This is a genomic window from Psychrobacter sp. DM4 (assembly GCF_051307035.1).
Lineage (GTDB): Bacteria > Pseudomonadota > Gammaproteobacteria > Pseudomonadales > Moraxellaceae > Psychrobacter.
The window spans coordinates 493,357-519,620 of sequence record NZ_CP195536.1; the positions used below are offsets into that span (position 1 = coordinate 493,357).

The following is a 26,264-nucleotide window of genomic DNA, read 5'->3' on the forward strand; positions in this document are numbered from 1 at the left end:
TAATGATGAGATAGACTGAACTGTTTGAAATTTTGTATTTTTCTTAAACAGTATACTATGCTAAAAGCGCACTGAAGAATATAGGCACCCATACTGCGGTCAAAAGTCCATTGACCGCCAAGCCGAAAGCTGCATAACGTCCAGCCGTGGCACTAATTTGCCATGCTTCAACGGTACCAAAGGCATGCGCCGCTAGTCCTAATGCCAAGCCTTTGGCACGATCATCATCGATACCGCGAAACAAGAATCGTGCGAGTGTGCCACCAAGCAGACCTGATACGATAATAATTAAATTCGCCATGGCTAGAGGAGCGCCAATCAAATCTGCCACACTCAAGCCAATAGGCGTGGTTACAGAGCGCGTTGCAAATGCCAAAATAGTTTCTTGACTAAGCGAAAATAGATAAGCGAGTGACATTGGTAATAGAGCACCGATAACGCTAGCCATAAGCACAATCATGGAGAGACGTTTGACAGGCAAACCTTTAAAGCTCATTGCTGCTAGAGGCACAGCAAGTAAGACCGTTACATAGCCTAACAGATGATCGAAAACAGGTTTTGCTACGCTATAGTAGTGCTCATAATCCCATTGTAAAATAAACAAAAATACAATGACCAAAACTAGCGCGGTAATCACCATAGGCAACCAAGTAAGCCTCTTTGCAAGGATACGTGCGCTCACATGCGCGACCAGAGTCAATAGGATCGCCGCACCTGTCGCTACTACTATATTGTTAAAATACATGATTACCCTTAGCAAAACACATAACGACCTCTAATAAAATGCACGACTACTCTTGAGGCCTAGTAGACTTTCTTGACGCCTCTACTGAAGTATCCACAGTGTCGCTGCTATTTAACCAGCGATTGGCCAGAATACCAAGACCCCATAGCGGTATGAGCGTACTGATAACCATCGTTAATATGACACCCCATAACTCATCACCAAGCCCAAAAAGCAAGATACCAGCGCCAGCAGAGACGGGCAAAAAGGCAAAACCACTGTCGACGAGCAAGGTATTACTAGCTTGAGTGAGCCAATGGGGTAGACCCTTTATCAAGCGCCAAGCTATAAGTATAAAGAACATCGCAACCAAACCGACGATATTAGCGGCTTTTTCGATGCCAGCCCAGCCACAGATAATGACCGCCGACTCACGGACAACAATAACCATGGCAAGCGTTAGAATTACAGCCATCCATAATGGCAGTTTTGAGCGAGAGATCATAAGTGACTCATGGTGTATTATAAAACGAAATAGTTTGCTTAAAATCTGAGTTGCACCAAGTAATGATATCCAGATGACATCTTACTCAACACAATTGTCTATTATGTAAGCGCCAATTATATACAGAGTGGAGATATTAATACACCTAGATTCAAAAAGGATACCGTATGACAAGAGTAATCAATATAACGCTATAAAAAACAAGCGGCACTCATCGTATAGGACAAGTACCGCTTGCATTGAGCTAAAGGTATTTTAATCATTGCTGACAAAAGCCTTTCAACTGATCTACTAAACCTCTGGTGTAGTATTTGGCGATGCTAAGTCTATTTCAGTCTCATTGTCTAAATGGCTGTTCAAAGGGTCTTTTGCTTCAGCACTAGAGGCATCTGTGTCAGTTACTGACTCATCATTTTCAGCTGTCTCAAAAGGTTCAAGAACAGGCATTAATAGCGTTGCTTGTGCTAAAGGCAGTACATCCAAAGGCGATAAATCGGCTTGACCCAGTAGCTGTTTTAGCCTATCACTTGGCAAACGTATCGTTAAGCACTCATGCCCCGTATCATCGTAGCTCTCCTCGGTTATAACACCCAGCTCATACAAAGTATTTTTGAATTGGCCTGCATTATAAGGTAGCGTCAAATCAAAGGTCGTTAGCGTCCCAGTCAGCAGCTGCTGTACGGCAAGAGATAGCTCTTCCATACCGAGGTTTTCTCTCGATGATACATAGACACGATTGGGCTTGCCTGCGCTGGCATAGCCAATACGAGCAGGCTCATCGGTGAGATCAATCTTATTATAGACGTTGAGTACAGGAACGTCGTTGTCAATCTCAGCCAGCACCGCTTTGACCGCTTGAATCTGCTCGTGCATATCTTCACTTGAGGAGTCGATGACGTGAAGTAATAGATCCGCCTCTAATGTTTCCTCAAGAGTTGCATGAAAAGACTCGACTAGCTCATGCGGTAAATGGCGCACGAATCCTACCGTATCGACCAAGACCACACGTCCAACCCCTTGCCAGTCTAGACGGCGCAGCGTTGGATCAAGCGTGGCAAAGAGTTTGTCCGCGGCATAAATATTCTCATCGACCAGACGATTAAATAGAGTGGACTTGCCAGCATTAGTGTAGCCGACAAGCGAGATAGTTGGTACGTCAGATTTTTGCCGACGAGCCCGACCTTGCGCGCGCGTTTGGCGTACCTTTTCAAGCTTGCTTTTAAGCTGATTGACTCGCGTTTGTAGTAGGCGGCGATCGGTCTCAAGCTGCGTCTCACCAGGACCACGCAGACCGATACCGCCCTTTTGACGCTCCAAATGCGTCCAACCGCGAACGAGGCGCGTAGATAAATGGTTGAGCTGCGCCAGCTCCACTTGCAATTTACCTTCGTAAGTGCGAGCGCGCTGAGCAAAAATATCTAAGATCAAACCAGTGCGATCAAGAACGCGGCACTGGGCTATCGTTTCAAGGTTACGCTCTTGTGAGGGCGATAGATTGTGATTAAAAAGAACGATATCAGCATCATGCTCACGTACCAATTCAGCGATCTCTTCTGCTTTGCCGCTACCCACAAAGTACTTGGCATCAGGTTTTAGGCGTGAGCCTGTTACTAGTGCCAATCGATCCGCACCTGCAGAGTCAGCCAGTAACTCAAATTCGCCAAGATCATCAGGATCTTGAATCTGGCGGATGTCTAAATGGACGATAATGGCGCGATCGCCACCTGCATGTCTATCAAAATATTCCAAAAATAGTCACCTATAATTAATTTATCACATTGATATAACGTTCTATATGTGGTCTTATCCGTCGATATTAAAGCGTATGAGTGCATTTTGCGATAACTTTATGTTAATAGAGTCTAAGTGAACGCTAAGCGTAAACGACCTGAGTGAACAAATCGTCACCGACTCAGAGAAGTTTGTTATACTTGTTTCGCTTTTTATCCTTCCTCACTTCTTATTATAATAACGCACTATATTCACAAGGGACAAAGATGAGTCAATCTAAGTCAAATTTTTCAATCAAAAAACAGTTGGGCCGCGGCAAACAAATCGCTGGTATGACGACAACGATGGTAGGCGGCTTACGCGCCGCTCAGCGTATTGGCGCTTTTAGAGAGCCTCCTAGAGAAAAATTACCACGCTATATTCAAGCGTTTTGTCGCAAGATGGCAGGCTCGTTCGGTGTCAAGGTCGTAGAGGTCGAGCCAGTACCGCAGCATCACGGTCTATGGGTATCGAACCACGTCTCATGGATGGATATACCGGTCGTAGGCACTGTGAGTCCAGCGTTCTTTTTATCCAAAGCTGAGATTGGCGAGTGGCCAGTATTTGGTAAGCTTGCACACGCTGCTGGTACAGTGTTTATTCAACGTGGTTCAGGAGATGCAGGATCGGTAGCCACGCAAATTGCGGATTTCTTAAAAGAAGGCTTTTCAGTCATATTCTTCCCTGAAGCGACCACGACTGATGGCAAGAAAATTAAGCGCATCCATGGCACGCTATTGCAAGCAGCAATAGATGCCAAAGTACCGGTACAACCTATGGTATTAGCTTATGTCAATAAAGACGGCACGTTAAGTGACGCGTTACCTTATTATGGTAAACTCACCATGAAAGAGAGCCTTAAAAAAGTACTTGATAGCAAAAACATCACCGCTTATGTCCTACCACTTGAGCCAATAGACCCTAATGGCTATAGTAAAAGTGAGATAACTGATAAGTTACAGGAGCGTATGCAAGAGGGTTTAGAGGCGCTACATTCTAGAGTACTTAACAGATCGCCTCAGATATAGAGTCTTTAGTGTTTCACTCGAACTGTTTGTATTCAGTCATATAAAAAACGGCGCAAACCTTGATGGGGTGCGCCGTTTTTGTTGAGCGATCTCATTGCACAATAAAATTAAGGTGATGGATTAGGCTGCTGCATATGGACGGCTTCAATGGCTTCTAGTACCTCTTCACTTAAGGCCAGATCGATGCTATCGATATTAGATTGAAGCTGTTCGATACTGGTTGCGCCGATGATATTACTGGTGACAAATGAGCGCGAATTGACAAACGCGAGTGACATCTGCGCCATATCTAGTCCTGCGTCAGCGGCTATCTTGGCGTATTGCTCAGTTGCTGATAGTGCTTGCTCATTGACGTAACGATCAAAACGATCATATTTCGTCAATCGTGCGCCCTTTGGACGTTTACCATCTAAGTATTTACCAGATAACACGCCAAAACCCAGCGGCGAGTAGGCAAGTAAACCAACGTTTTCGCGATGAGCCATCTCCGCCATGCCAACTTCATACAAGCGGTTGAGCAGACTATAAGGGTTTTGTACCGTAATAGGCGCGATCAAACCATGTTTGTCCGCCTCCCATAGATAGCGCATCAGTCCCCAAGCGGTATCATTAGACAAGCCGTACGCACGAATGCGACCTTTTTTGATCTCATCGTTTAGCGCTTGAATCGTCTCTAAAAACGGCGTCAAATCCTCTAATGACTGCGCTGCCATATCCTCAGTATAACCACGCTGACCAAAAAAGTTCGTCTGCCGCTCTGGCCAATGTAATTGATATACATCGATATAGTCCGTTTGCAAACGTTCAAGATTGCCGTCGATAGCTTGACTGATGTGCTCAGCATTGAAACGGCTGTTACCATCACGCAAAAAACTCATTGGCGACATTTTGCTTGCGAGTATAACTTGATCCCGTTGCTTAGTCTTAGCAAACCATGTACCCATGTGCCGCTCGGTGTCGCCTTGCTTGTCTTTATCGGGCGGAGAGGGGTACATCTCGGCGGTATCCCAAAAGTTGACGCCAGCGTCTAGCGCCACATCCATCTGTGCATGGGCCTCGCTCTCGTCATTTTGTTGTCCCCATGTCATCGTACCTAGACAAATTTTCGATACTTTTTCATTAATTTGCGGTAGTGTTTCGTATTTCATTTTATTATCCTATGTATTGTTTTAGATGAGCTGCACGCCAGTAACCCCAGGCGGGGTCACTTTGAATATTTTGACTTTAAAGAGTACGGCTTGACCGGCCAGCGGATGATTAAAATCCACTTCGACCTCATCGTCGTCAATGGCACTAATCGTACCGGGCAAAGTGTTTTTGCCTTTATCCTCAAACTCGACCATCATACCAATCTCAGGATTGTCAGCGATGAGCGCAAATTGCGTACGGCTAAAGGTCTGAATGTTCTCAGGGTTCCAGTCTCCAAAGGCCTGCTCAGGATCAAGATGTGCGCTACGGGTATCGCCTGCACGCAGATTCATTAGCACCTGCTCAAAGCCGGGTAGCAGACTTTCATCACCGATGGTTAGCGTGACAGGCGCATCACGACTAAAGGTCGAGTCTATCATCGTGCCGTTCTCTAGAGAAACTTCAAAGTGTAGTTTTACGCTACTGCCGTAAGCGATACGCGTATCTTCATTAGGATTGATAAATTGAGGATCGGTCATAGTCAAAAGCCATTTAATGATAAAGAAAAGCAATGCATCAAATGATAAGGTAAATAATAGGGGATGTAAGCGCCAATAATGTAACGTAAATGCGGTACTATAAATAAGGTGCTAAAAATAAGGTGCTAAAATTTTGAATCTATAAGCGAGCACAGATAGCGATGGCAAACAAACAGCAAGGCACGCTTATACAAGGCGTCGTACAAAAATGGCATGATGACAAAGGTTTTGGATTTATCAAAAGCGCTGCTGGTGAATCGGTATTTTTTCACGTCAGTGAGTTTAAAGCGCCGCGCCGCCCCGAAATTGGCGAACAAGTCGTCTTTACGCTTGGCCAAGATAATCAAGGTCGATTGCAGGCCAAGCACGTACAAGAGCTGAGCTTTGTACAACAAAAAATGGCGAATAAGAACCGTCAAATTCGCAAGCGCAATCAGAAGCGCAGCGCTCAAGCCGACTTTGAAGAGGGACAAAAAAAGCGTCTATTCCTTGGTATAGGCTTCTATGGCGTACTGGTGCTACTCGCATTTACAGGTGAGATCAGCTGGCTGGTTGTTGGCTGGTATATAGCTTTGGGAATCATCACGTATATGATATATGCCAAAGACAAAGCCGCCGCGCAAAATAATGAGTGGCGCACGCCTGAGATGACCTTGCATATTTTGAGCGCGCTTGGCGGTTGGGTAGGCGCGCTGGTTGCACAGACCTATCTGCGTCACAAGTCACAAAAGCCTGAATTTCGAATGGCGTATTATTTGACCATCGTCATTAACTTGGCAGGATTATTATTTGTGATGGCGGGTGAGGGTTTGGAAGGGTTGTTGTAGATTTTTTAATAAAGGCACTAACTATGTATACTTTTGAACAAGTTCTATCTTTGATGGAAGGTAGCTATGATAAAGTCTGCTGTCGAAAGCGAGTAGGTTATTATCATAGCTTTGCTATAGATTTTGGCCCAAAAATTTATCATAATCAAAAACGAAATGTGGATCTCTTTTATGGTGAATGGCAATTTCGTACTTATAATCGAATGTGGAAGATTTTAAAAGATGGACAATTAATTTTAGAAGGTCAAAATAATACCTGTAGTAATGACGATTTGGATGACGAATTACAGCGGATTGAATTTGGTCGATTGATGAATATTTTAATAAACAATGATAATGGTTTGGTTTTAGAACTAGATAATGGTTTATCGATTGGATTTATTAGTGATCAAAAAGAGGAGGAGGTCTGTACGATTTTTCTTCCTAAGAATAGATGCCTTGTCTTTAACAACGATCTAAGCTGGGAGTATGGTAGAGGAGATTTGGGATGGCCAAATTATCTTGAACTTGACTACGAAGAGTAATAATTAATAGAAGAAAAGTTTCAATTCATTAATTTATATTAAATCATAATCAAAAAAAGAGCTCACACCAAAGTGAACCCCCTTTTTCATAAATCTTAAATGATGGTGTCGAAAGCTAAGCCTTAGATTTACCTTCCCGTCTACCTTCAAAGAATAGCATATCGATGACAATCATCGCCACACCGATACTAATACCCATATCGGCGATATTAAAGATCGGATAATGCCAGACATCGGCATTATGTACGTGGATGAAATCGATGACATGACCATGTAGTAAGCGATCAATCAGATTACCGATAGCGCCGCCGAGCACTAAGGCGAGACCCGTCGATAGCAGCTTGGCGTTTCTTGGCGCTTTGATGAGATAGACGATTAAGACCATCGATATGATCAATGCAAGCCCAGAGAAAAACCACTTTTGCCAGCCGCCGGCATCTGCTAAGAAGCTAAAGGCTGCGCCATAATTATAGGCCAAAGTCCAATTCAAAAACGGTTCGATGACGGGTACAGGATCGTTAAATACTAGTCGAGTCTCAGCCAACCATTTAGTCCATTGATCAAAGCCAATGACAACTAGCGATAATAGATACCAGATGAACGCTCGGCTACCGTTAGCGACGATCTTGGGCGTTTTATTTAACCGGCCCATAGGTGTCACCGAACTGCCAGTGGTGATATGTACCGGTTTTGGTAATTCATCGATTGGGGTCGGCGTTTGTTGCTTGGAGGAGTCAGGGGTGTTAAGCATAGTGACGCACCTCGCCCACGCCTGCGACATTAGTCACGCAGCGCGCACAAAGCTCTGGATGCGCAGGATCGGTGCCAATGTCGTCACGGATGTGCCAGCAGCGTACGCATTTAGTACCTGTAGCCGCACGAATATCAACTTTGAGACTCGTTGCCGCGTCGCTATTGTCTCCAACATCAGCAGATGACTTTTCAGTAGATGAATTGCCAGCGGGCGCATCACCTAACGGTGCAAGAGTGGCTTTACTGGTAATCAACACAAAACGCAGCTCCGCGCCAAGTTTGGCTAAGCTATCATGCATCTCGCCCTCTGCATAGAGCGTGGCATCGGCAGATAAGTTAGCATTGATGATTTTGTCACCGCGTGCGGTTTCGATGTTTTTATTGACGATATCTTTGGCGCGCATGATGTTTTGCCAGTCCTTGGAGCTGATAGCGCTCAGCTCCAGCTCTGGGAACTCGTACCACTCTTGGGTAAATACATAGCCGGCGTCACTGCCGTTTTTACCGTGCAATACCTCCCATGCTTCTTGTGCGGTGAACGATAAAATCGGCGTAATCCAGCGAATTAGCGCTTGGACAATATGATAAATCGCCGTTTGCGCTGAGCGCCGCGGTTGACCATCCGTTTGGGTGGTGTACTGACGATCTTTGATAATATCTAAATAAAAGCTGCCCAAGTCCTGCGAGCAAAACGCTGCAATATGCTGAGTGACTTGGTGAAAGTCCATCGCATCATAGGCACTAACGATCTGTGCTTGTACGGTTTGAGTGCGCTCGAGGATAAACTTATCAAGACTGACTAATTCATCGATATCCACGCTATTGGTTTCAGGATCAAAATCATCGGTATTAGCAAGTAAAAAACGCAAGGTGTTACGAATACGGCGATACATATCGATCGCGCCTTTAAACACCGTTTTGCCCGCGCTCATCTCGTAACGATAATCGCTTGATGCAATCCACAAACGCAGCATATCCGCGCCCGTTTTATTGATCTCATCTTGCGGCGTGATGATGTTGCCGAGTGATTTACTCATTTTTCGGCCATTTTCATCGACGACAAAACCATGAGTTAATACTTGCTTAAATGGTGGGCGCTCGTACATGGCTTCAGACGTTAATAGTGACGTTTGAAACCAACCGCGATGTTGGTCAGAGCCTTCTAGGTACATATCAGCAGGGTTGGTCAACTCCTCGCGCTGCTCGAGAACGGTAAAGTGCGTCGTCCCTGAATCAAACCAGACATCCAAGGTATCGGTAGATTTATCATAATTATCTGCCTCATCGCCTAGATAATCCTCACAACTGGCATCGAACCAAGCTTCAACGCCGCCTTTATCAATTTTTTGCGCGGCGATTTCCATCAGCTCTAATGTATTAGGGTGTAGCTCGCCTGTTTCTTTATGGGTGAAAAAGGCAATTGGCACGCCCCATGTACGCTGACGCGAGATACACCAATCTGGGCGACCGGTCATCATAGACTCGATACGGTTTTGTCCCCATGCTGGCGTCCATTGTACTTGTGGAATATCTTTTAGTGCACGCTCGCGTAACCCCTTTTCTTCCATACTGATAAACCACTGCGGCGTGGCGCGAAAGATAATCGGCGACTTATGACGCCAGCAGTGCGGGTAGCTGTGCTCAATTTTGGTATGACTAACCAAGTGACCATTGTCATGGAGGGCAGCGATGATCTTGGGATTGGCTTTATAGATATGTTCGCCTGCAAATACCGCCGCACTCTCTAAATAGACGCCTGTGCCGCTTACTGGGTTTTCAACGGGCAGATTATATTTAAGACCGACAATATAATCGTCAAGACCGTGACCAGGTGCGGTATGTACAAGACCCGTACCGCTATCGGTGGTTACGTGATCGCCTAAGATGAGCGGTACTTGACGGTCTTCAATTAGAGGATGCTGAGCCGTTAGGTTTTCAAGCTCACGTCCTGATACCGTTGCTAATATCCCTTTATTGTCGAGTTTCAGCTCAGTTACAGCGGTTTCAATGAGGTCAGTCGCTAATAAGAAATTACCTTTGTCAGTTGCGACCACACTATAGTCATGCTCAGGATGTACCGAGATCGCTTGGTTAGCAGGTAGCGTCCAAGGCGTCGTCGTCCAAATGACCGCAGCGATACTGCCGTCGATCTCGCTCAACGCCGCAACCTTTTCGGTATCTAATACATCAAAGCTGACGTAGATGGCATCAGAGACTTTGTCTTGGTATTCCACTTCGGCTTCTGCTAGAGCAGAGCTACAGTCCAAGCACCAATTGACAGGCTTCATACCGCGAGTGACATGACCATTGTCGTGGATTTTGGCAAGGGCGCGGACGATGTTAGCTTCTTGCGCAAAGTTCATCGTTAGATAAGGATTGTCCCAATCACCAAATATACCTAAGCGCTTAAAGTCAGTCTTTTGTAACTCAATCTGGGTAGCTGCATACTCACGGCAAAGACCACGAAACTCAGTGGCGGAAACCTTTTGACCTACTTTGCCGACCTTGGCTTCGACCTTTTGCTCGATAGGCAGACCATGACAGTCCCAACCGGGCACATAAGGCGCATCAAATCCTGACAAGGTCTTGGATTTGACTATCATGTCTTTGAGCACTTTATTGACCGCGTGACCTAAGTGAATCTGACCATTGGCGTATGGAGGACCATCGTGCAAAATATATTTGGTCGCACCTGTACGCGCCTTGCGAATTTTGCCGTACACGTCGTCAGTTTCCCACGCCGCCAGCCAATCTGGCTCACGTTTGGCAAGGTTAGCGCGCATCGCAAAGGGCGTGTCGGCGAGGTTTAGCGTATCTTTGTAGTCGTGAAGAGGTTTATCATTAACGTTGTCAGTCATAAGAAAAGGTCTTTTTTTGATATAAAATTGAGTGGCGCGATAGAGGGTTATGTTGTATAGCCAAAAAGTTAGTAGTCAAACGTACGCTCGTTATTCTAGAACGCGACTCGTCATCATAGGCATAGCGCACACAGTATATAAGATTTGCATGATAATAGGCATTTTAAGCGTCATCCATTATATGACAAAAAAGATAGGGTAAAAAGGGCTCTATAGCTCGCTTATCATTTTAGTTGCGTCAAAGCCATAATGGGTGTACAACTGTACTTAATTGGCGTCTATTTGAACTGAATAGATCCGAATTAAAATAATCACAAAAATGACAAGGATATGTTATGAAGATAGGAATTCCAAAAGAGGTAAAAAACAACGAGAATCGTGTTGGTCTACCACCGAACGGTGTTAGTGCTCTTGTCGATAATGGTCACACGGTCTATGTCGAGACTGATGCAGGTATCGGCTCACAGTTCACAGACGACGACTACGCAAATGCGGGCGCAACCATCGTCGATAGTGCAGCAAAGGCATGGGACGCTGAGATGGTCATCAAAGTCAAAGAGCCGCAGTCTGAGGAATATGAGTTCTTCACAGAAGGATTGACCTTATTTACGTACTTACATCTGGCCGCTGAACCTAAGCTTGCCAAAGCATTAGTCGATAAAAAAGTCATGGGCATCGCTTACGAGACGGTACAGCTGATAGATAATTCATTACCGCTTTTGACACCGATGAGTGAGGTTGCAGGACGGATGAGCACTCAGATCGGCGCGCAGTTTTTGCAAAGCTTTTATGGGGGTAAAGGTATTTTGCTTGGCGGTATTCCTGGGGTCAAAAAAGCCAAAGTGACGATAATCGGTGGCGGTATCGCAGGCACGGAGGCTACCAAAGTCGCTATCGGCTTAGGAGCGGATGTCACGATTTTGGACTTAGACTCAAAACGATTGAAGCAATTATCCGAGATGTTCGGTAACGATGTGCAGACGCTGATGTCCACAAAACTTAATATCGCTAACAGCGTTAAAGAGAGTGATCTGGTCATCGGTGCCGTATTGATTCCGGGGGCAGCAGCGCCAAAACTGGTTAGTGAAGAGATGATTGAATCAATGAATGATGGCGGCGTCGTTGTCGATATTGCCATTGATCAAGGCGGTATATTTGCAACTACCGATCGAATTACCACTCACGACAATCCCACTTACGTCAAACACGGTATCATTCATTATAGCGTCGCTAATATGCCAGGCGCGGTACCGCGCACATCGACACTGGCCTTGTCCAATGTCACTTTGCCATATGTACTGGCACTGGCCAAAAAGGGCTTTAAGCAAGCTTGTCATGACAACCCAGCACTCGCAAAAGGTGTCAATACGGTGCAAGGTCATATCACTTATAAAGCCGTCGCCGAGGCGCTAGGTTACGAGTATAAAGCGCTTGAGGAGCTGATGAGTTAAGCGCTAACAACTGAGCTTAACCATAATCTCAACTTCAATGACCATAGCGGCTGAATACCTGTCAGCCCTTGCGTCATCTCGCCGTCCTTTAAGATTACGTAGGACGGCGTCACTTGTCCTTGCCAATCAGCGAAGATAGCGCCGTCTTCGTCGTTTACGATAGCAAAGCTATATTTTTTTTGCTGCATATAGCTCTGTAATTCTTGATTACTACCAGATTTAATCGCGATCGTCACGATGGGATAGTTATTCTCTGCCGCCAGCTTATCGATAGTTGGAGAAGTAATGCTACATATCGAGCACCAGGTTCCCCAAAAGTATACGAGCGTCGGTTTATCTTGACTCATCGCAGTTAAATTGACAGTTTGCCTTTGATAATCTACTAATTGCAATTGCGGGTTAGCAGGCATGATGGGTTGACGCCACCAGTTGACAGCGGTATAGATCACCGCAAATACGATGCTATATATCAGCACGGTTTTGAGTATCGATAACGCTTTTCTTTTAGATGTGAGCCTAGGTTTTGAGGCTTTGTTTGTATCGGTCATCATGATGCCTGCTTTTTTACACAAAAATAAACGGCTGAAATATCAGCCGTTTTTTAGTACCTGTGTTTTAGAATATTTAGTGCTTAAAATATTTAGTGCTTAAAATATTTAGTACTTAGAATTTTTCAGCGCGACCTTGTAAGGGATCACCGAGCAGTACGCTACCTGAGTTTTCGCGGCGTTCTTCATTTGTCAGTTTACTTGCAGGTATTTTCGCTTTTCGCTTCCATTTTAGGCTGAACAGATCATCACGGCGATCGAGCAAGTTATGTACTGAGCCCTCGTTACGCACATGAATGAGCTTGTCTAAGTTTAGATCAGAGAAGAATACCATCTCGGTATTAGCAGTGGTCTCTGCCATAATAGCATCGTGCGGAAAGGCAAAGTCTGAGGGCGAAAAGATAGACGACTGCGCGTACTGAATATCGAGGCTCTCAACTTGTGGCAAGTTACCCACTGAACCACATATCATCACGTAGCATTCATTCTCAATCGCGCGTGCTTGTGCGCAGTGACGTACGCGTAGATAGCTGTTTTTAGTGTCGGTCCAGAATGGTACAAATAAGATATCCATGTCATCGAGCGCCATTAAACGCGCAAGCTCTGGGAACTCAACATCATAACAGACCAAAATACCGATACGACCCGCATCAGTATCGAATACTTTGACCTCATCACCGCCTTCAATCACCCAAGCGCTACGCTCATGCGGGGTAATATGAATCTTGCGCTGCTCCTCAACGGTACCATCGCGACGACATAGATAGCTGACGTTGTATAACGTATCGTCCTCATCAAGTAGCGGCATAGAGCCGGTAATGACATTGACGTTATAACTGACCGCTAAATGCGAGATCTCGTTTTTGAACCATTCGGTGTAGCCTGCCAAAAAGCGAATAGCAATGTTTTGATCAGTGGACTCACACAAGCCCATCAAAGGGGCGTTAAAGAACTCAGGTAAGCAGGCAAAATCCGAGTTATAATCTGCCATAATATCGACGAAGAATTCTACTTGTTGTAGTAGCTCCTCAGGCGACTCGACCTCACGCATTTGCCACTGGATACCACCGATACGCACCTCAGACTTACGGGTATTGGGCTTATAGTCTTTGGGCTCGTAGTAGATGTTGGCCCACTCAAGCAAAGTGGCAAAGCCTTTAGATTGTTTGTCATCTGGCAAATAACCCGTCAAAATACGTTTGACAATAAAGCCGTTAGAGAGCTGAAAGGAGAGAGCAGGATCATGTATCTCGCGCGCTTCGACCGCATCGATATACTCACCCGGCGTCAAGTCCTGGTGATCTTGATACTTTGGAATACGACCGCCTGCCAAGATAGAGCGAAAGTTCATCTGACGACATAGCTCTTTACGCGCGTCATAAAGGCGGCGGCCTAAACGATAACCTCGATATTCAGGATCGATGAGCGCATCCAAACCGTACATCGCGTCACCTTCAGGATTATCTTGAATGATCTCTTTGTGGCCGATTAAGTCATCATAAGTATGCGGGTTTGAAAATTTTGCATAGTCGACACGCATCGATAGCACCATACCAATCAATTGATCGTGATCGAATAGAGCAATTTGACCTTCAGGAAAGGCATCAATCAACGTATGAATGGTCGTTTTTGACCATGCGCCTCCAAGATTGACGTAGACGCGGTCCATAAGCTCTTTTACTTGCGGGTAGTCTTTTTTCTTAATCTCAGCAATCGTGAGATGCAGATCATCTAGCTTTTCTATTTTGGTCATATATATCCTATGCTGACAGCTCGTAGCTGTCTATTGATAAGTAAGGGATTAGGTAGTTTATTGAATAGCGTATTGTTTTTATGGTGTTTATTGACGTTCACAAAAAACGATTTAGTATAAACGATAATAATGTTACAATCATTAACGATAACAAAGACTTGTGAGACTTTTAATTTTCAATTCAAACTTGAATTTCAAGATTGAATTTTGTACTTAAACTAAAGTTATCTCAGAAATTTCAATTCGCTATCATATCATTTAAAAGTACAATTTCCAGTTGACCTTGGTAGTCCTTATAACCCTAGTAGTCATTTGCTTTTTTTAGTACTTTACGGGCTTGATAATTATAAAGCCATTAGGATTCTCTTTATGCCTTTACCTTTAGACTACATGGATACAGTCGAAAAACTGTCTGAGATACCAGAGGACAGTATGATCCAGTTGGTTTATGTTAGTAGTATGACTTTTAGTTCACGTCTGAGAGCGTCTGTGTTTGACGAAGTCGAGGCGCACGCTCGCAACTATAATGAGCAGCATGGTATTACAGGTACTCTGTGTTATGGCAATGGTCAATTTTTGCAATGCTTGGAGGGCGAAAAAGGGGAGGTATTGACGTTACAAAAGCGGATTTTCGCTGATAAACGTCATAAGAACGTTCAGATATTATCTCTAAAGAACATTCATCAGCGCAGTTTTCAAGATTGGCGCATGCGCTTATTGTTTTTGGAGCGCTGGCTGTGGTCTCCTGCTACCAAGAAACAGGCGGTGCAACTGTCACCTTTTCTGCCTTTTGCGCCGCATGGCTGGACCCCTCAGCGTACAGGACAGTTCATCACAGTGATCAATACTTTTGATAATCCGCCGCACATAAAAGCGGCTGGCATTACCTATAACGCGATGGGCAATATGGTTAAACACTTCGCAGCGCCGCACCAAGCCTTTTTAATCGTACAAGGGTTTTTGGCGATATTACTACTCTTAGGTTTATATCTGCTTAGCTACTGATAGTTTTATTCAAAGCACGCAAATTTAAAGCAAAATAAAAAGACGCCAGACTATTAGGTCTAGCGTCTTTTTATTTTGCTTACTACATATCAAAAATCTTGCCACGATTCATAATGTTATTGGGATCAAACACCTTTTTGACCTCTTTTAAGTACTCAATTTCAAGCGGGCTACGGCTATACTCTAGATAAGGCTTTTTGGTCATGCCAACGCCGTGCTCAGCGGACACCGAACCGCCGTATTTTTGCACAATTTCAAACACGTATTTATTGACAATTTGGCAAGCGTCAAAGAATTCATCTTTGCTTAAATTTTCAGGCTTTAAGATATTGAGATGCAAATTACCATCACCGATATGACCAAACCAGCACACCTCAAAATCAGGATAATTGCGACTGACAATCTCATCAATCTCAGAGATAAAGTCAGGCACGTAACTGATCAATACTGACACGTCGTTCTTGTAAGGGGTAAAGACTGAGATGGTCTCAGAGATATACTCGCGTAGTTTCCACAGCTCTGTAGCCTGCGCGATGCTTTGACTCATTACGCCATCAACGACCCAGCCCTCGGTCATACAATGCTCAAATATCGCCATTGCCTTATCCATGATCGGCTCATAGGGCGCTTCAAACTCCAATAGCGTATAAAACTTGGTACGCGATTCAAACGGCTCTTGAACCTGTCCGTGTGCCATAAGTTTATCGATGGCAGTATCATCAAAAAACTCAAAGGCCGTTAGGTCAATCTGAGCTTGAAAGGCTGACAAGACGTTCATGACATCGTTAAAGCTATCCATACCAAGTACCATGACATTTAAGTCCTGCGGCGCACGGTCAAGCTTAATCTGCGCATGAGTGACCAGACCCAAAGTGCCCTCAGAACCGATAAATAGCTGGCGCAAGTCATAGCCTGTAGCGTTTTTGACCATACCGCGGTTGAGGTGTAGAATATCGCCTTTACCCGTGACCACCGTCAGACCCATAATCCATTGACGAGTCATGCCGTAGCGTATGACTTTAATTCCGCCTGCATTAGTACCGATGTTACCACCCATTTGACTAGAGCCTGCCGAGGCAAAGTCGACAGGGTAGTACAGGTCTTTGGACTCAGCGAACTGCTGTAATTGCTCAGTGACGACGCCTGCTTCGATGTCAACTAAGCGATCAGCAGGATAGAATGTCCCAATTTGGTTCATCTTATCGAAACTCACGACAATCTCGCCATTGGCAGCAACGGCGCCTGCGGATAGACCCGTACGACCGCCGCTTGGCGTCAAGACAACGCTGTGCTCGTTCGCTAGTAACACAATAGCTTGTACTTGCTCGGTGGTCTTGGGAAAAGTAATAGCGGAGGCGGCAGGTGCAAAATGCTTGGTCCAGTCCTTGCCCCAATGTGTGAGGCTCTCACTATCGGTCTTGATTTGACTGCTATCAAAATGATGCGTATCAATCAGGGCGCTTAGGATAGCTTGTACCGCTGTGCTGTTTGTTGCTGCGGGCGCAAGTGTTGGCTCATTGACGACAGATTGGTCAGCGGCGTGCGTACGCTCGTGGGCGGGCAGGTTCTCAATAATAGATTCAGTCATAATAGTCTCGACTATTTGCAGGGTAACGTATTGGACAAGTAGAATATAGCTAGTATTAGGCCGTGTTTGATCATTCACAAACGTGTTCTAATATTAGCACATCACAGATACATATTTAGAGCGCGTTTGACCCTTCACGGGTCACTATTGGTCACAATATCCACTGCGTATTTCATATTATCCTCTAACACCTAGCGATAATTTTGTGTAAGATAAGCGCATTGTTTTTTATTCCCCGTCGACTGCTGGTGTTATGACGCCAACAGTGACTCCAATTATAGGACAGATCTCATATGGCATTATCACTACAAAAAGATAAAATCCGTTTTCTATTATTAGAAGGCGTCCATGATAACGCGCTTAAAGTGTTAGATAGCGCAGGTTACAGCAATATTGAATATCTCAGTCATGCGCTTGATCAAGATGAGCTGATTGAAAAAATCAAAGACGCGCATTTTGTTGGTATTCGTTCGCGTACCCAATTGACGCGTGAAGTGCTTGAGCATGCCAAAAAGCTTATCGGTATCGGCTGTTTTTGTATTGGTACCAACCAGGTAGATCTAGAAGCGGCACGTGAGATGGGTATTCCAGTATTCAACGCGCCGTACTCCAACACGCGCTCCGTTGCTGAGTTGGTGCTCGCTGAAGCCATCATGCTGTACCGCGGTATTCCAGAAAAGAATGCGACCGTACATCGCGGCGGCTGGGGCAAGTCTGCCAAAAACTCGCACGAAGTGCGCGGTAAGACCATCGGTATCGTCGGCTATGGCTCTATCGGCTCGCAGCTATCGGTACTCGCTGAGAGCTTTGGTATGAAAGTCATCTATCATGACGTTGTGACCAAATTACCACTGGGTAACGCGCATCAAGTCGGTAGTTTAGAAGAGCTGTTATCTACGGCCGATATCGTAACTCTACATGTGCCTGATGTGCCAAGCACGCGCTATATGATGAAAGCGGAGCAGTTTGCACAAATGAAGGACGGCAGCTACTTTATCAATGCAGCACGTGGTACTTGTGTTGAGATTGATGATTTGGCAGCGGTACTTGAGTCTGGCAAAGTGCTTGGCGCGGCGATCGATGTGTTCCCAAAAGAGCCAAAATCTGCGGATGAAGAGTTTGAGTCGCCACTACGTAAATTCGATAATGTTATCTTGACGCCGCATATCGGTGGTTCAACACAAGAAGCGCAAGAAAACATCGGCTTTGAAGTCGCTGAGAAGTTCGTTCGCTACTCTGATCAAGGCGATACGGCAACAGCGGTCAACTTCCCAGAGGTTTCTGTACCGTTCAAAGAAGGCTCACACCGTCTGCTTCACATCCACAGAAACGTCCCAGGCGTATTATCACAAATCAACCGTCTGTTCGCTGAAGCGCACATTAACATTCTGGCGCAGAGCTTGATGACAGAGGGCGATGTCGGTTATCTCGTCATGGATGTCGATTATAACGATTCAGATGCAGCGCTTGATCAGCTCAAAGACGTAGAAGAGACGATCCGCGTGCGTATCTTGTTTTAATAGCACATAATAACGGTTCAATAAAAAAGAGAGACTACTATAGTCTCTCTTTTTTATGGGTAGCGGTTAGAACGAATACAATAGAAATTATAGCGAAATAATTATTTAATCTTATTAGCAGTATCCGCTGGCAGGCGTGCTTTACTCTTCGCCGCTTTGCGCTTTTCGATGATGTCATTTACGTCGCTACCGATATGCGCCTCACCGCGCTTTGACGCCAGTTGCATCTGGTGCTCACGCTCGCGAAACCGTGCTTTTTGCGCGTCAGTCGCCTTATCTATACAATGCGGACAGGACTCGCCTTTGATATAAGCGGCGCTGTTCATATCCGCTTGAGTGATCGGCATACGGCAAGCAAAACACTGCTCATACTCGCCTTTTTCTAAGTCATGATTGACCGACACGCGGTTATCAAACACGAAGCAATCACCTTCCCACATCGACTGCTCTTGCGGCACCTCTTCTAAATATTTGAGGATGCCGCCTTCTAAATGATAGACCTCATCAAACCCTTGCTCACGTAAATAGGCGGTAGATTTTTCACAGCGGATACCGCCCGTGCAAAACATCGCCACCTTTTTATGCTTAGTAGGATCAAGCTCTTTTGCGACATACTCTGGAAACTCACGAAAAGTATCTGTATGAGGATTGACCGCGTTCTTAAAGGTGCCGATCTGTACTTCGTAATCATTACGCGTATCGATCAACGTTACCTCTGGGTCGGATATCAGTGCGTTCCAATCCGCGGGCTTGACGTAGCGCCCAACGGATTGCATTGGGTCAATGTCTTCGATGCCCATCGTGACGATTTCTTTTTTGAGCTTCACCTTTGTACGATAAAACGGCTGCTCATGAGTATAAGACTCTTTGAAGGTAAAAGTGCCAATCGCTTCAATACTACGCAAATAGTCTAAGACAGTATCGATGCCCTGACGGCTACCAGATATCGTGCCATTAATACCCTCTGCGGCGATAAGTAGTGTGCCTTTGACATCGTTATCCAGCATGATGTTTAAAATAAGCTCACGGTACTGCTCAAAATCAGTGAATCGTGTAAATTTATACAGCGCTGCGACGACGATGTTGTTGATTTCGCTATCGTATACTTTTGGTTTTGTTAAATGCTCGTTAGTCATGCTCATGATATCTCCTGCTGGCTAGGACGTAAACCTAGTGCAATGATGGGTTAAAAAGTGGACTACATTTATCCGATTGTGGAGTTCATAAATGCGCGCGTAGTGTAGCAAATTTGGGATGGGTTTTGAACTGGGCTTTGATACTTGCACTATGAATAAGCTTCATCTTCTTAAGATTACGAAATACTCAGAGTACATGGCTATGATGATGAGGACACTACTGTTTGCCTTAAATTATTCAACAGAATATAAATTTTGCAGAGGAAGTAAAATATTTTAGACAAGCCAACCTTTAAACCCAAAAAATCCAGCGCAAAAGCTGGATTTTTATTTGGTAATAATTAGTTTAAAGCTTATTTACTCTGAAACCAAGTATCTGCTTTCGTGCGGGCACTAGCAATATCTGAGCTTGATAAGTTCAATGCCAACTGGCCGATTTTACCACGGGCTTTAGTGCGTACCTTTTCATCGAGCATACCGTCACGGGCAGCAAGGTCATACCATTTATAAGCATCGACTAGATTTTTTTGCTTCTCATCGAGTAGTGCGAGGGTATAGCTGGCGCGGTTATCGCCGCTCATTGCTGCTTTCTCTAACCATTTGCGCGCTTGTTGTAGATTTGGCTGGACGCCTTCGCCGCGCAAGTACATGATGGCGAGATTGAGCTGGGCAGGGGCGACGCCTTGCTCTGCTGCGCGGGTATACCACTCAACAGCTTTTGACGTATTCTGAGCGATGTCTTGCCCTTTTTGCAGACGCTTAGCTAGATAGAACTGCGCATGATCGTTACCTTGAGCGGCGCGAGCAGACAACTCACTGACAGGCATGATCTCAAAGCGTGACGTATCAAGTGGAATGTTGGCAATCAATTCAGCATTGGCTAAACCGGCACAAGAGAAAAGGGCAGTAAACAAGGCAGCTTTTAGCAGTTTCATAGCAGCTCCAAAAAAGGGCAATAGAGTAAGTGGAAATATTTGGCTTAGATAGCTATTTGACCTAAAGTAAGAACAGCTTGTTTTACTATCGAACGAATAATAAAAACTACTATCAAAAGGCTATATCTAGGGTGTTATTAACAAGATTTGATTAGCTTACCACTCAAAGTTACAAAACTCAAATACTAATTACTTGCTTTAACACAAGTTTTTGAATGGTTTTTGGTAACTAAATCATACTGTTAATCAACTGAGTGTTTGAACAAGACTATAATCAAAAGTATTCATACTTGTTGAGTCTATTTTTTAATTAGATATAACTCTCAAATTTCTACTTTTTGAGAGATGGTTTAGAGTGGCATCGAACGTTTTGTTACCCTATAAATAGCAACGTCAGCAAGCAGGTTGGGCGCATGTCTAATAAGAGTCGTCATCAGCGGACTATGGCCCTTATCTGAGTCACTGACAGCGAAGCGGTTGATGATATCAATGCCGTGTTCAGCACATAAGGCTTCAAAGTCTTTGAAAGTACACAGATGGATATTGGGCGTGTTGTACCACTCATAAGGCAGCGCTTCTGAGACGGGCATTAGACCTTTGAGACCAAGATGGATGCGGTTTTGCCAGTGAGCAAAATTGGGGAAAGTAATGACGGCCTCAGTCGCTACGCGCAGCATATCTAATAGCAATAGATCAGGAGATTTGACCGCTTGTAGGGCACGTGCCATCACTACCGTATCGAAGCTATTATCGGCAAACCTTGCCAAGCCATCGTTCAAGTCTTGCTCAACGATCGACAAGCCTTTACCGATAGCGTCGTTAATTTTGTCCTCATCAATCTCAAGCCCGTATCCTGTCACCCCAAGCTTTGTGTGCAAATGTGTGAGCAGCTCGCCATTGCCACAGCCCAAATCGAGCACATGCGAGCCTGGAGCAATCCAGCGCTCAGCCAATTGATAGTCCATTCTCACAAGCGTGCTCCTATGCGGCTGGTAGTGATAAAGGGCGCAGTCAAGAATCCTTTTATCGCGCCCATATAACGCGGAATATCAAACAAAAACGAATCGTGACCGTGCGGCGCATCGATATTGATGTAGTTGACCGGTTTGCCTGTCGCCATAAGCGCATCGACGATCTCTTGCGAGCGCTCAGGGGCAAAGCGCCAATCAGTCGTGAATGACACTACTAGATACTGACATTGAGTATGAGCAAAAGTGGCTTTGAGATCAGTAAGCTCATTTTCATAATTAATCTCTTTATTGAGGGTATCACTATCTTTTATATCTTTACCTTTTGCGTCACTATCAAAGATACGATCTTCTTTGATTTCATTATCATTGATGTGTCCACGAGTCGGATCGAAATAATCTAATGCTTTGGTCATCAATAGATAGGTATTGGCATCGAAGTTTTCGCTAAAGCGCTCGCCTTGATAGCGCAGATAGCTCTCGACCTGAAACTCTACATCATAGCCATACATAAACTTGCCGGACTTTAGGTCACGACCGAACTTGGCTTTCATAGCATCATCAGTCAAATAAGTAATATGCCCGACCATGCGCGCTAATATTAGACCGCGGCGCGGATAAGTGCCCGCTTGCAAGTAGCGTCCTTCCTTAAAGTCAGGATCTGATAGTATCGACTGACGCGCCACCTCGTTAAAAGCGATGTTCTGTGCTGAGAGTTTGGGCGTACTGGCAATCACCACGCAGCGCCTGAGACGCTCTGGATAATCGACTGACCACTGTAGCGCTTGCATACCGCCCATTGAGCCACCAACGATAGCATGCCAAACCTGTACCCCTAAACGATCTGAGAGCAGCGCCTGCGTGCCAACCCAGTCTTTGATGGTGACTAGCGGAAAGTCAGGACCGTAAGGCTGCGGCTGACCCTCCACTATGCTGGCAGGATTGATGGACGTTGGGCCTGTCGAGCCAAAGCAGCTGCCGATATTATTGACACAGACTACAAAAAATTCATTGGTATCGATAGATTTACCAGGACCGATCATATTGTCCCACCAGCCCGCTTTTTTGTCAGCATCGTCGTGATAGCCTGCAGCATGATGACTACCAGATAGCGCATGACATATTAAGATAGCGTTTGATTTATCAGCATTCAACGCGCCGTAGGTCTCAAATACCAAGTCGAACGAAGGCAAAGTGCGATTGCACTCCAAGGTGAAAGGCGCATCGAAATGGTAAGTCTGCGGCGTGACAATACCCACTGTGCTTGCATCAACTGAACTTGCACTAGATGAATCGACTGATTCACTCAAGGCAGCTGATGGCTCAGCCTCAGAATCAGAAGGTTTGTGGCTCATAGCGTGATTATTCGTATTAGGACATGCGCTCAAAGCTACCTCACAAGATGACAGACAATAAAAAGGCGATCACTATCGCTATAGGCATCTATTGTATGGCGATGCGCTGATGAGTACAACCTTCACACTTAATATACTGTATTGAGCGGCTCTGATAAGGTGTAAAGTGCTACACTTATGCTACAGTCGCCGCCGTCTCTGACCGTATTATTTGGCTACTATTATTAATAAATATCTAGTATAAAGATAATGTTGTTAAATCAAGCTTAATAGTTTAACGTTGACTACTTGCCATCTTAATCCCTTTTATAAAATGTGCTGCTATGAAACCTAAATTACCTCCACGTATTGCCGTTTTACTGATCAACCTAGGTACGCCAGATGAGCCAACCGCGCCTGCGGTACGTCGCTATTTGCGTCAGTTTTTATCAGATCCCAGAGTTATCGAGATCCCGCGGTTCTTGTGGGCGATTATTCTCAATCTATTTGTATTACCAAATCGGCCCAAACGCGTCGCCGAAGCTTATGCTAGCATCTGGGATGGCGATTCACCGATGCGTAATATTTTGAATGGTCAAGTCCAAAAGCTAGAGCCGCGTTTGGCCACTGCTAATGCACCATTTAGAGTGTCTGTCCATGCAGCGATGAGTTATGGCAATCCTGGATTGCCTGATGTTATGGATAAGCTGCGCGGCGAGGGCGTCGATCACTTTGTATTGCTACCTGTATTTCCGCAATATTCTGCGACATCAAGTGGGGCGGTATATGATGCGATTAATAAGTGGGCGCTCAAGCAGCGCAACCTGCCCAATTATACCATCGTCAAAGATTACTTCGCCCATCCGCTCTATATAAAGGCTTTGGCGGACAGTATTCGTAGGTTTCAGGCCAAACATGGCAAACCCGACAAGTTGATGTTTAGCTTTCATGGTATTCCGCAGCCGTATGCGGACAAAGGCGATCCGTACCCTAAACGTTGTAAGTGTACCGCAGCGCAGGTGGCACAAGCATTAGGTCTAGGCGAGAATGAATGGATTATTAGCTTTCAGTCGCGCTTTGGGAAGCAAGAATGGGTCAAGCCGTATACCGATGTCGTGTTGGATGATTGGGCCAAATCAGGCGTCAAATCCGTGCAAATTATTAGTCCTGCGTTTTCAGCGGATTGTCTTGAGACGCTAGAGGAGCTGGCGATTGAAAACCGTGAAAACTTCATTGAGGCAGGCGGGCAAGAGTATCATTATATTCCTGCGCTCAATATGGATGACGCACACATAGATCTATTAGAAGCGATGAGCGCGCCACTGGTCAAAGGCTGGGCAGGTACGCTTGATGGCTGGGTGTAATTCGTTCCTCCCTTCTTAATATATATAAAACATTCACATGCAAAAAAGCCCGCTCAATACTATTGAACGGGCTTTTTACTTTTAGAATATAGAGTCATGAGAATATAGAGGGTTATAGATCATCACCATTGCTACTTTGGGCGGCGTCTCTATCAGCGATGTCGACGATATCAGGATAGCCCTTGTCATGTAGATTGTCCTCTACCAATAACTCATCGACACGCGACTCATCGACATTTTGATGATGCATAGGCGTCACACCTTGAGTAGCATCTGTACCCACTTCTGAATTATCAAAACCGGCACTGTTATCGATCACATCGTCGTTATCGATAGTATGCAGCATAGGGTCGTCTAGATTAATCAGTTGATCATCCTTGTCCATATCCATGCTTTTATGGCTAGCAATCTCGTTCATCTCTTCAGGTATTGGCTGTTTTGAATTATCCATTATAGTTCCTTACTATTTAAATTTGAATAGGTAGCGATGATGTTACTTCGCGCCGATTCTTTTGTTAATCATGCGAATAATAACGTCTGGGGTCACCTGTGAGGTCGTTTGCAAAATCTTTGCAGGCAGGCCAATAGGGTAATGCGTACGAGTGATCTTGCGATTAGGGCTTGACGCTAACTTGCACAGCTTTTTAGCGACGTCATCCACTGTCAAATTGATACCTAAACGGTCAATGCTAGTAACTTCAATGTCTTTGGTCATATCAGACTTGACCCATAATGGCATCACATCAAAAACCTTGATACCCAGCTCGCTATATTCGATATTTAGTGCTTCAGTCAAACCGCGTACAAAGAACTTGCTCGCAGAGTAAGTTGCGACCTCAGACTGACCATAGATCGCAGAGGCAGAGGATAAGTTTATGATTTTACCGTCTGTACTATCTGTTAAGTAAGAAGCCAGCTTATGACAGCCGATCAAGACGCCTTTGCAGTTGATATCCACAAGCGATAATTGCTTGTCTAAATCGATAGACGGCAGATGACCACTAGCAAGGATACCTGCATTATTAATCAATATATCAATACCACCGAAGTTGTCGACCATGTGCTCGATAGCTGTATCCCAATCTGTAGTCTTAGTGACGTTGAGATTACCTGTAATAATACGCTGTTTTTTATGCGCTTTTTTAAAGGCTTTATCTTTACTGGCATGCTCAAGCTCGCTGGTATCAATGTCGAATAAGCCTACGCTATGGCCCTTTGCTGCCAGACGTTTGGCAGTCGCCAAACCAATTCCGCGTGATGCACCAGTGATCAATATATTCATGTGTGTCTCCTTTTTTGATGAGGGTGAATATGGTTTAATCGAGAGTAGAATTATAAGTTATTTTTTTATCTACTCACTTTACTACTTTTTACAGGTCGGCGCAGGTCTTTTAATAGTGCTATATATCTACTTTGGTTTATATTATTGACGGACCCTCTCAAAGTGTGAGCTAGTGGTTAACTGCTTCTCAAAATCACTTAGTGTAAACGTCCAGAGATACCAGAGTGCTATGGCATAAACGATGCCTTCGGTGAGCTCTTCAATCGCGACGCCAACGCTCTCTGAAAAGACTATAGTGTTCTCGCCCATATATTGAAGTATTGCGAGTAGGGTAACGGTAAGGTATAAAGACACGGGTACGCGCTTTAGCAGGGACCACAGATAACGCCAAGCATAAACGAGTAGTCCTAAAGCGATCACATAGATAATTATGAGCACCGTATCCTCCCACCACTCGTAAGTGTGATTGAATAGGAGAAGGTTGCTGGGTATCACTAATTCTGGCAGATGATTAAGCTCGCGGCGTATTACCGTAAAAAATATCAGAGTAGATGCCAACCAAAAGCTGCGACCTTGCTTGATATCACTTTGTATAGCGTATTGCACGCAGCGCAGCAAGCAGGCAGCTAATAAGATAGAGCCTACAATCTCGATAATGCCGTTTTCGGTAAAAATAGGATGTCTCCTAAACAATAAAGCAACGAGAAGTCAGCTTAGCTACTCA

24 protein-coding genes are annotated in these 26,264 nt (G+C 44.9%); 7 read left to right on the forward strand and 17 right to left on the reverse strand.

The window, feature by feature from the left end:
• Nucleotides 1-55: 55 nt before the first annotated feature.
• The 3 genes from ACR64G_RS02160 to hflX all read right to left on the reverse strand — a co-directional run bounded on the left by ACR64G_RS02160 (nucleotide 56) and on the right by hflX (nucleotide 2,978).
• A complete protein-coding gene (locus tag ACR64G_RS02160; RefSeq protein ID WP_435979921.1) occupies nucleotides 56-745 on the reverse strand; it encodes an LrgB family protein in 690 nt (229 codons plus the stop codon).
• 46 nt (nucleotides 746-791) lie between these two features.
• Nucleotides 792-1,229 carry a CidA/LrgA family protein gene (locus ACR64G_RS02165; RefSeq protein ID WP_435979922.1) on the reverse strand — a complete coding sequence of 146 codons (438 nt, stop codon included), beginning with the start codon at nucleotides 1,227-1,229 and terminating at the stop codon, nucleotides 792-794.
• 291 nt (nucleotides 1,230-1,520) lie between these two features.
• Nucleotides 1,521-2,978 carry a ribosome rescue GTPase HflX gene (gene hflX, locus ACR64G_RS02170; protein ID WP_435979923.1) on the reverse strand — a complete coding sequence of 486 codons (1,458 nt, stop codon included), beginning with the start codon at nucleotides 2,976-2,978 and terminating at the stop codon, nucleotides 1,521-1,523.
• 248 nt (nucleotides 2,979-3,226) lie between these two features.
• Between hflX and ACR64G_RS02175 the strand changes: the two genes are divergently transcribed.
• Nucleotides 3,227-4,027, forward strand: coding sequence for a lysophospholipid acyltransferase family protein (locus tag ACR64G_RS02175; protein WP_435979924.1), 801 nt, complete (start codon nucleotides 3,227-3,229; stop codon nucleotides 4,025-4,027).
• A 107-nt stretch (nucleotides 4,028-4,134) separates the two neighbouring features.
• Here ACR64G_RS02175 and ACR64G_RS02180 read toward each other — a convergent pair whose 3' ends face one another.
• Together ACR64G_RS02180 and ACR64G_RS02185 are read right to left on the reverse strand one after the other, a co-directional pair.
• Complete coding sequence (locus tag ACR64G_RS02180) at nucleotides 4,135-5,175, reverse strand: aldo/keto reductase (protein ID WP_435979925.1); 1,041 nt, start codon at nucleotides 5,173-5,175, stop codon at nucleotides 4,135-4,137.
• A 21-nt stretch (nucleotides 5,176-5,196) separates the two neighbouring features.
• Nucleotides 5,197-5,694 (reverse strand): FKBP-type peptidyl-prolyl cis-trans isomerase, encoded by a 498-nt coding sequence (locus ACR64G_RS02185; protein ID WP_435979926.1) that lies wholly within the window; start codon nucleotides 5,692-5,694, stop codon nucleotides 5,197-5,199.
• 161 nt (nucleotides 5,695-5,855) lie between these two features.
• Between ACR64G_RS02185 and ACR64G_RS02190 the strand changes: the two genes are divergently transcribed.
• Nucleotides 5,856-6,521, forward strand: a complete 666-nt coding sequence (locus ACR64G_RS02190; protein ID WP_435979927.1) for a DUF1294 domain-containing protein — start codon at nucleotides 5,856-5,858, stop codon at nucleotides 6,519-6,521.
• Nucleotides 6,522-6,544: 23 nt separating this feature from the next.
• Entirely contained in the window at nucleotides 6,545-7,045 is a 501-nt protein-coding gene (locus ACR64G_RS02195; protein ID WP_435979928.1) for a hypothetical protein, read from the forward strand.
• A 115-nt stretch (nucleotides 7,046-7,160) separates the two neighbouring features.
• Here ACR64G_RS02195 and lspA read toward each other — a convergent pair whose 3' ends face one another.
• Nucleotides 7,161-7,796, reverse strand: a complete 636-nt coding sequence (gene lspA / locus ACR64G_RS02200; protein WP_435979929.1) for a signal peptidase II — start codon at nucleotides 7,794-7,796, stop codon at nucleotides 7,161-7,163.
• Nucleotides 7,789-10,656, reverse strand: a complete 2,868-nt coding sequence (gene ileS / locus ACR64G_RS02205; protein ID WP_435979930.1) for an isoleucine--tRNA ligase — start codon at nucleotides 10,654-10,656, stop codon at nucleotides 7,789-7,791. The genes lspA and ileS overlap by 8 nt, the downstream gene beginning before the upstream one ends.
• A gap of 335 nt (nucleotides 10,657-10,991) precedes the next feature.
• Here ileS and ald point away from each other — a divergent pair, with 335 nt between their 5' ends.
• On the forward strand, nucleotides 10,992-12,107 hold the full coding sequence (gene ald / locus ACR64G_RS02210) for an alanine dehydrogenase (RefSeq protein ID WP_435979931.1): 1,116 nt from the start codon (nucleotides 10,992-10,994) through the stop codon (nucleotides 12,105-12,107).
• On the opposite strand, the gene ACR64G_RS02215 is transcribed toward ald, so the two are convergent.
• On the reverse strand, nucleotides 12,104-12,658 hold the full coding sequence (locus tag ACR64G_RS02215; RefSeq protein WP_435979932.1) for a redoxin domain-containing protein: 555 nt from the start codon (nucleotides 12,656-12,658) through the stop codon (nucleotides 12,104-12,106). The genes ald and ACR64G_RS02215 overlap by 4 nt on opposite strands.
• A 112-nt stretch (nucleotides 12,659-12,770) precedes the next feature.
• Nucleotides 12,771-14,408 (reverse strand): nitrilase-related carbon-nitrogen hydrolase, encoded by a 1,638-nt coding sequence (locus tag ACR64G_RS02220; protein ID WP_435979933.1) that lies wholly within the window; start codon nucleotides 14,406-14,408, stop codon nucleotides 12,771-12,773.
• Nucleotides 14,409-14,777: 369 nt separating this feature from the next.
• Between ACR64G_RS02220 and ACR64G_RS02225 the strand changes: the two genes are divergently transcribed.
• The gene (locus ACR64G_RS02225; RefSeq protein WP_435979934.1) at nucleotides 14,778-15,413 is read left to right on the forward strand and encodes a BLUF domain-containing protein; all 636 of its coding nucleotides are present in this window, start codon (nucleotides 14,778-14,780) and stop codon (nucleotides 15,411-15,413) included.
• Between the two features lie 82 nt (nucleotides 15,414-15,495).
• On the opposite strand, the gene ACR64G_RS02230 is transcribed toward ACR64G_RS02225, so the two are convergent.
• Nucleotides 15,496-17,001, reverse strand: coding sequence for an FAD-binding oxidoreductase (locus ACR64G_RS02230; protein WP_435979935.1), 1,506 nt, complete (start codon nucleotides 16,999-17,001; stop codon nucleotides 15,496-15,498).
• A 293-nt stretch (nucleotides 17,002-17,294) separates the two neighbouring features.
• Here ACR64G_RS02230 and serA point away from each other — a divergent pair, with 293 nt between their 5' ends.
• Nucleotides 17,295-18,521 carry a phosphoglycerate dehydrogenase gene (gene serA / locus ACR64G_RS02235; RefSeq protein WP_435979936.1) on the forward strand — a complete coding sequence of 409 codons (1,227 nt, stop codon included), beginning with the start codon at nucleotides 17,295-17,297 and terminating at the stop codon, nucleotides 18,519-18,521.
• Nucleotides 18,522-18,622: 101 nt separating this feature from the next.
• On the opposite strand, the gene trhO is transcribed toward serA, so the two are convergent.
• From trhO to metX, 4 genes are all read right to left on the reverse strand, one after another.
• Entirely contained in the window at nucleotides 18,623-19,657 is a 1,035-nt protein-coding gene (trhO, locus tag ACR64G_RS02240; protein WP_435980616.1) for an oxygen-dependent tRNA uridine(34) hydroxylase TrhO, read from the reverse strand.
• 353 nt (nucleotides 19,658-20,010) lie between these two features.
• Nucleotides 20,011-20,592 carry a tetratricopeptide repeat protein gene (locus ACR64G_RS02245; protein WP_435979937.1) on the reverse strand — a complete coding sequence of 194 codons (582 nt, stop codon included), beginning with the start codon at nucleotides 20,590-20,592 and terminating at the stop codon, nucleotides 20,011-20,013.
• 350 nt (nucleotides 20,593-20,942) lie between these two features.
• Entirely contained in the window at nucleotides 20,943-21,563 is a 621-nt protein-coding gene (metW, locus tag ACR64G_RS02250) for a methionine biosynthesis protein MetW (protein WP_435979938.1), read from the reverse strand.
• Nucleotides 21,560-22,915, reverse strand: a complete 1,356-nt coding sequence (gene metX / locus ACR64G_RS02255; RefSeq protein WP_435979939.1) for a homoserine O-acetyltransferase MetX — start codon at nucleotides 22,913-22,915, stop codon at nucleotides 21,560-21,562. Before metX ends, metW begins: the two co-directional genes overlap by 4 nt.
• A gap of 323 nt (nucleotides 22,916-23,238) precedes the next feature.
• On the opposite strand from metX, the gene hemH reads away from it, so the two are divergent.
• Nucleotides 23,239-24,258 (forward strand): ferrochelatase, encoded by a 1,020-nt coding sequence (gene hemH / locus ACR64G_RS02260; protein WP_435979940.1) that lies wholly within the window; start codon nucleotides 23,239-23,241, stop codon nucleotides 24,256-24,258.
• A gap of 112 nt (nucleotides 24,259-24,370) precedes the next feature.
• On the opposite strand, the gene ACR64G_RS02265 is transcribed toward hemH, so the two are convergent.
• The 3 genes from ACR64G_RS02265 to ACR64G_RS02275 all read right to left on the reverse strand — a co-directional run bounded on the left by ACR64G_RS02265 (nucleotide 24,371) and on the right by ACR64G_RS02275 (nucleotide 26,233).
• Nucleotides 24,371-24,709 (reverse strand): hypothetical protein, encoded by a 339-nt coding sequence (locus ACR64G_RS02265; protein WP_435979941.1) that lies wholly within the window; start codon nucleotides 24,707-24,709, stop codon nucleotides 24,371-24,373.
• Nucleotides 24,710-24,751: 42 nt separating this feature from the next.
• Entirely contained in the window at nucleotides 24,752-25,540 is a 789-nt protein-coding gene (locus ACR64G_RS02270) for an SDR family oxidoreductase (protein ID WP_435979942.1), read from the reverse strand.
• A 141-nt stretch (nucleotides 25,541-25,681) separates the two neighbouring features.
• Nucleotides 25,682-26,233, reverse strand: coding sequence for a hypothetical protein (locus ACR64G_RS02275; protein ID WP_435979943.1), 552 nt, complete (start codon nucleotides 26,231-26,233; stop codon nucleotides 25,682-25,684).
• Nucleotides 26,234-26,264 lie beyond the last annotated feature (31 nt).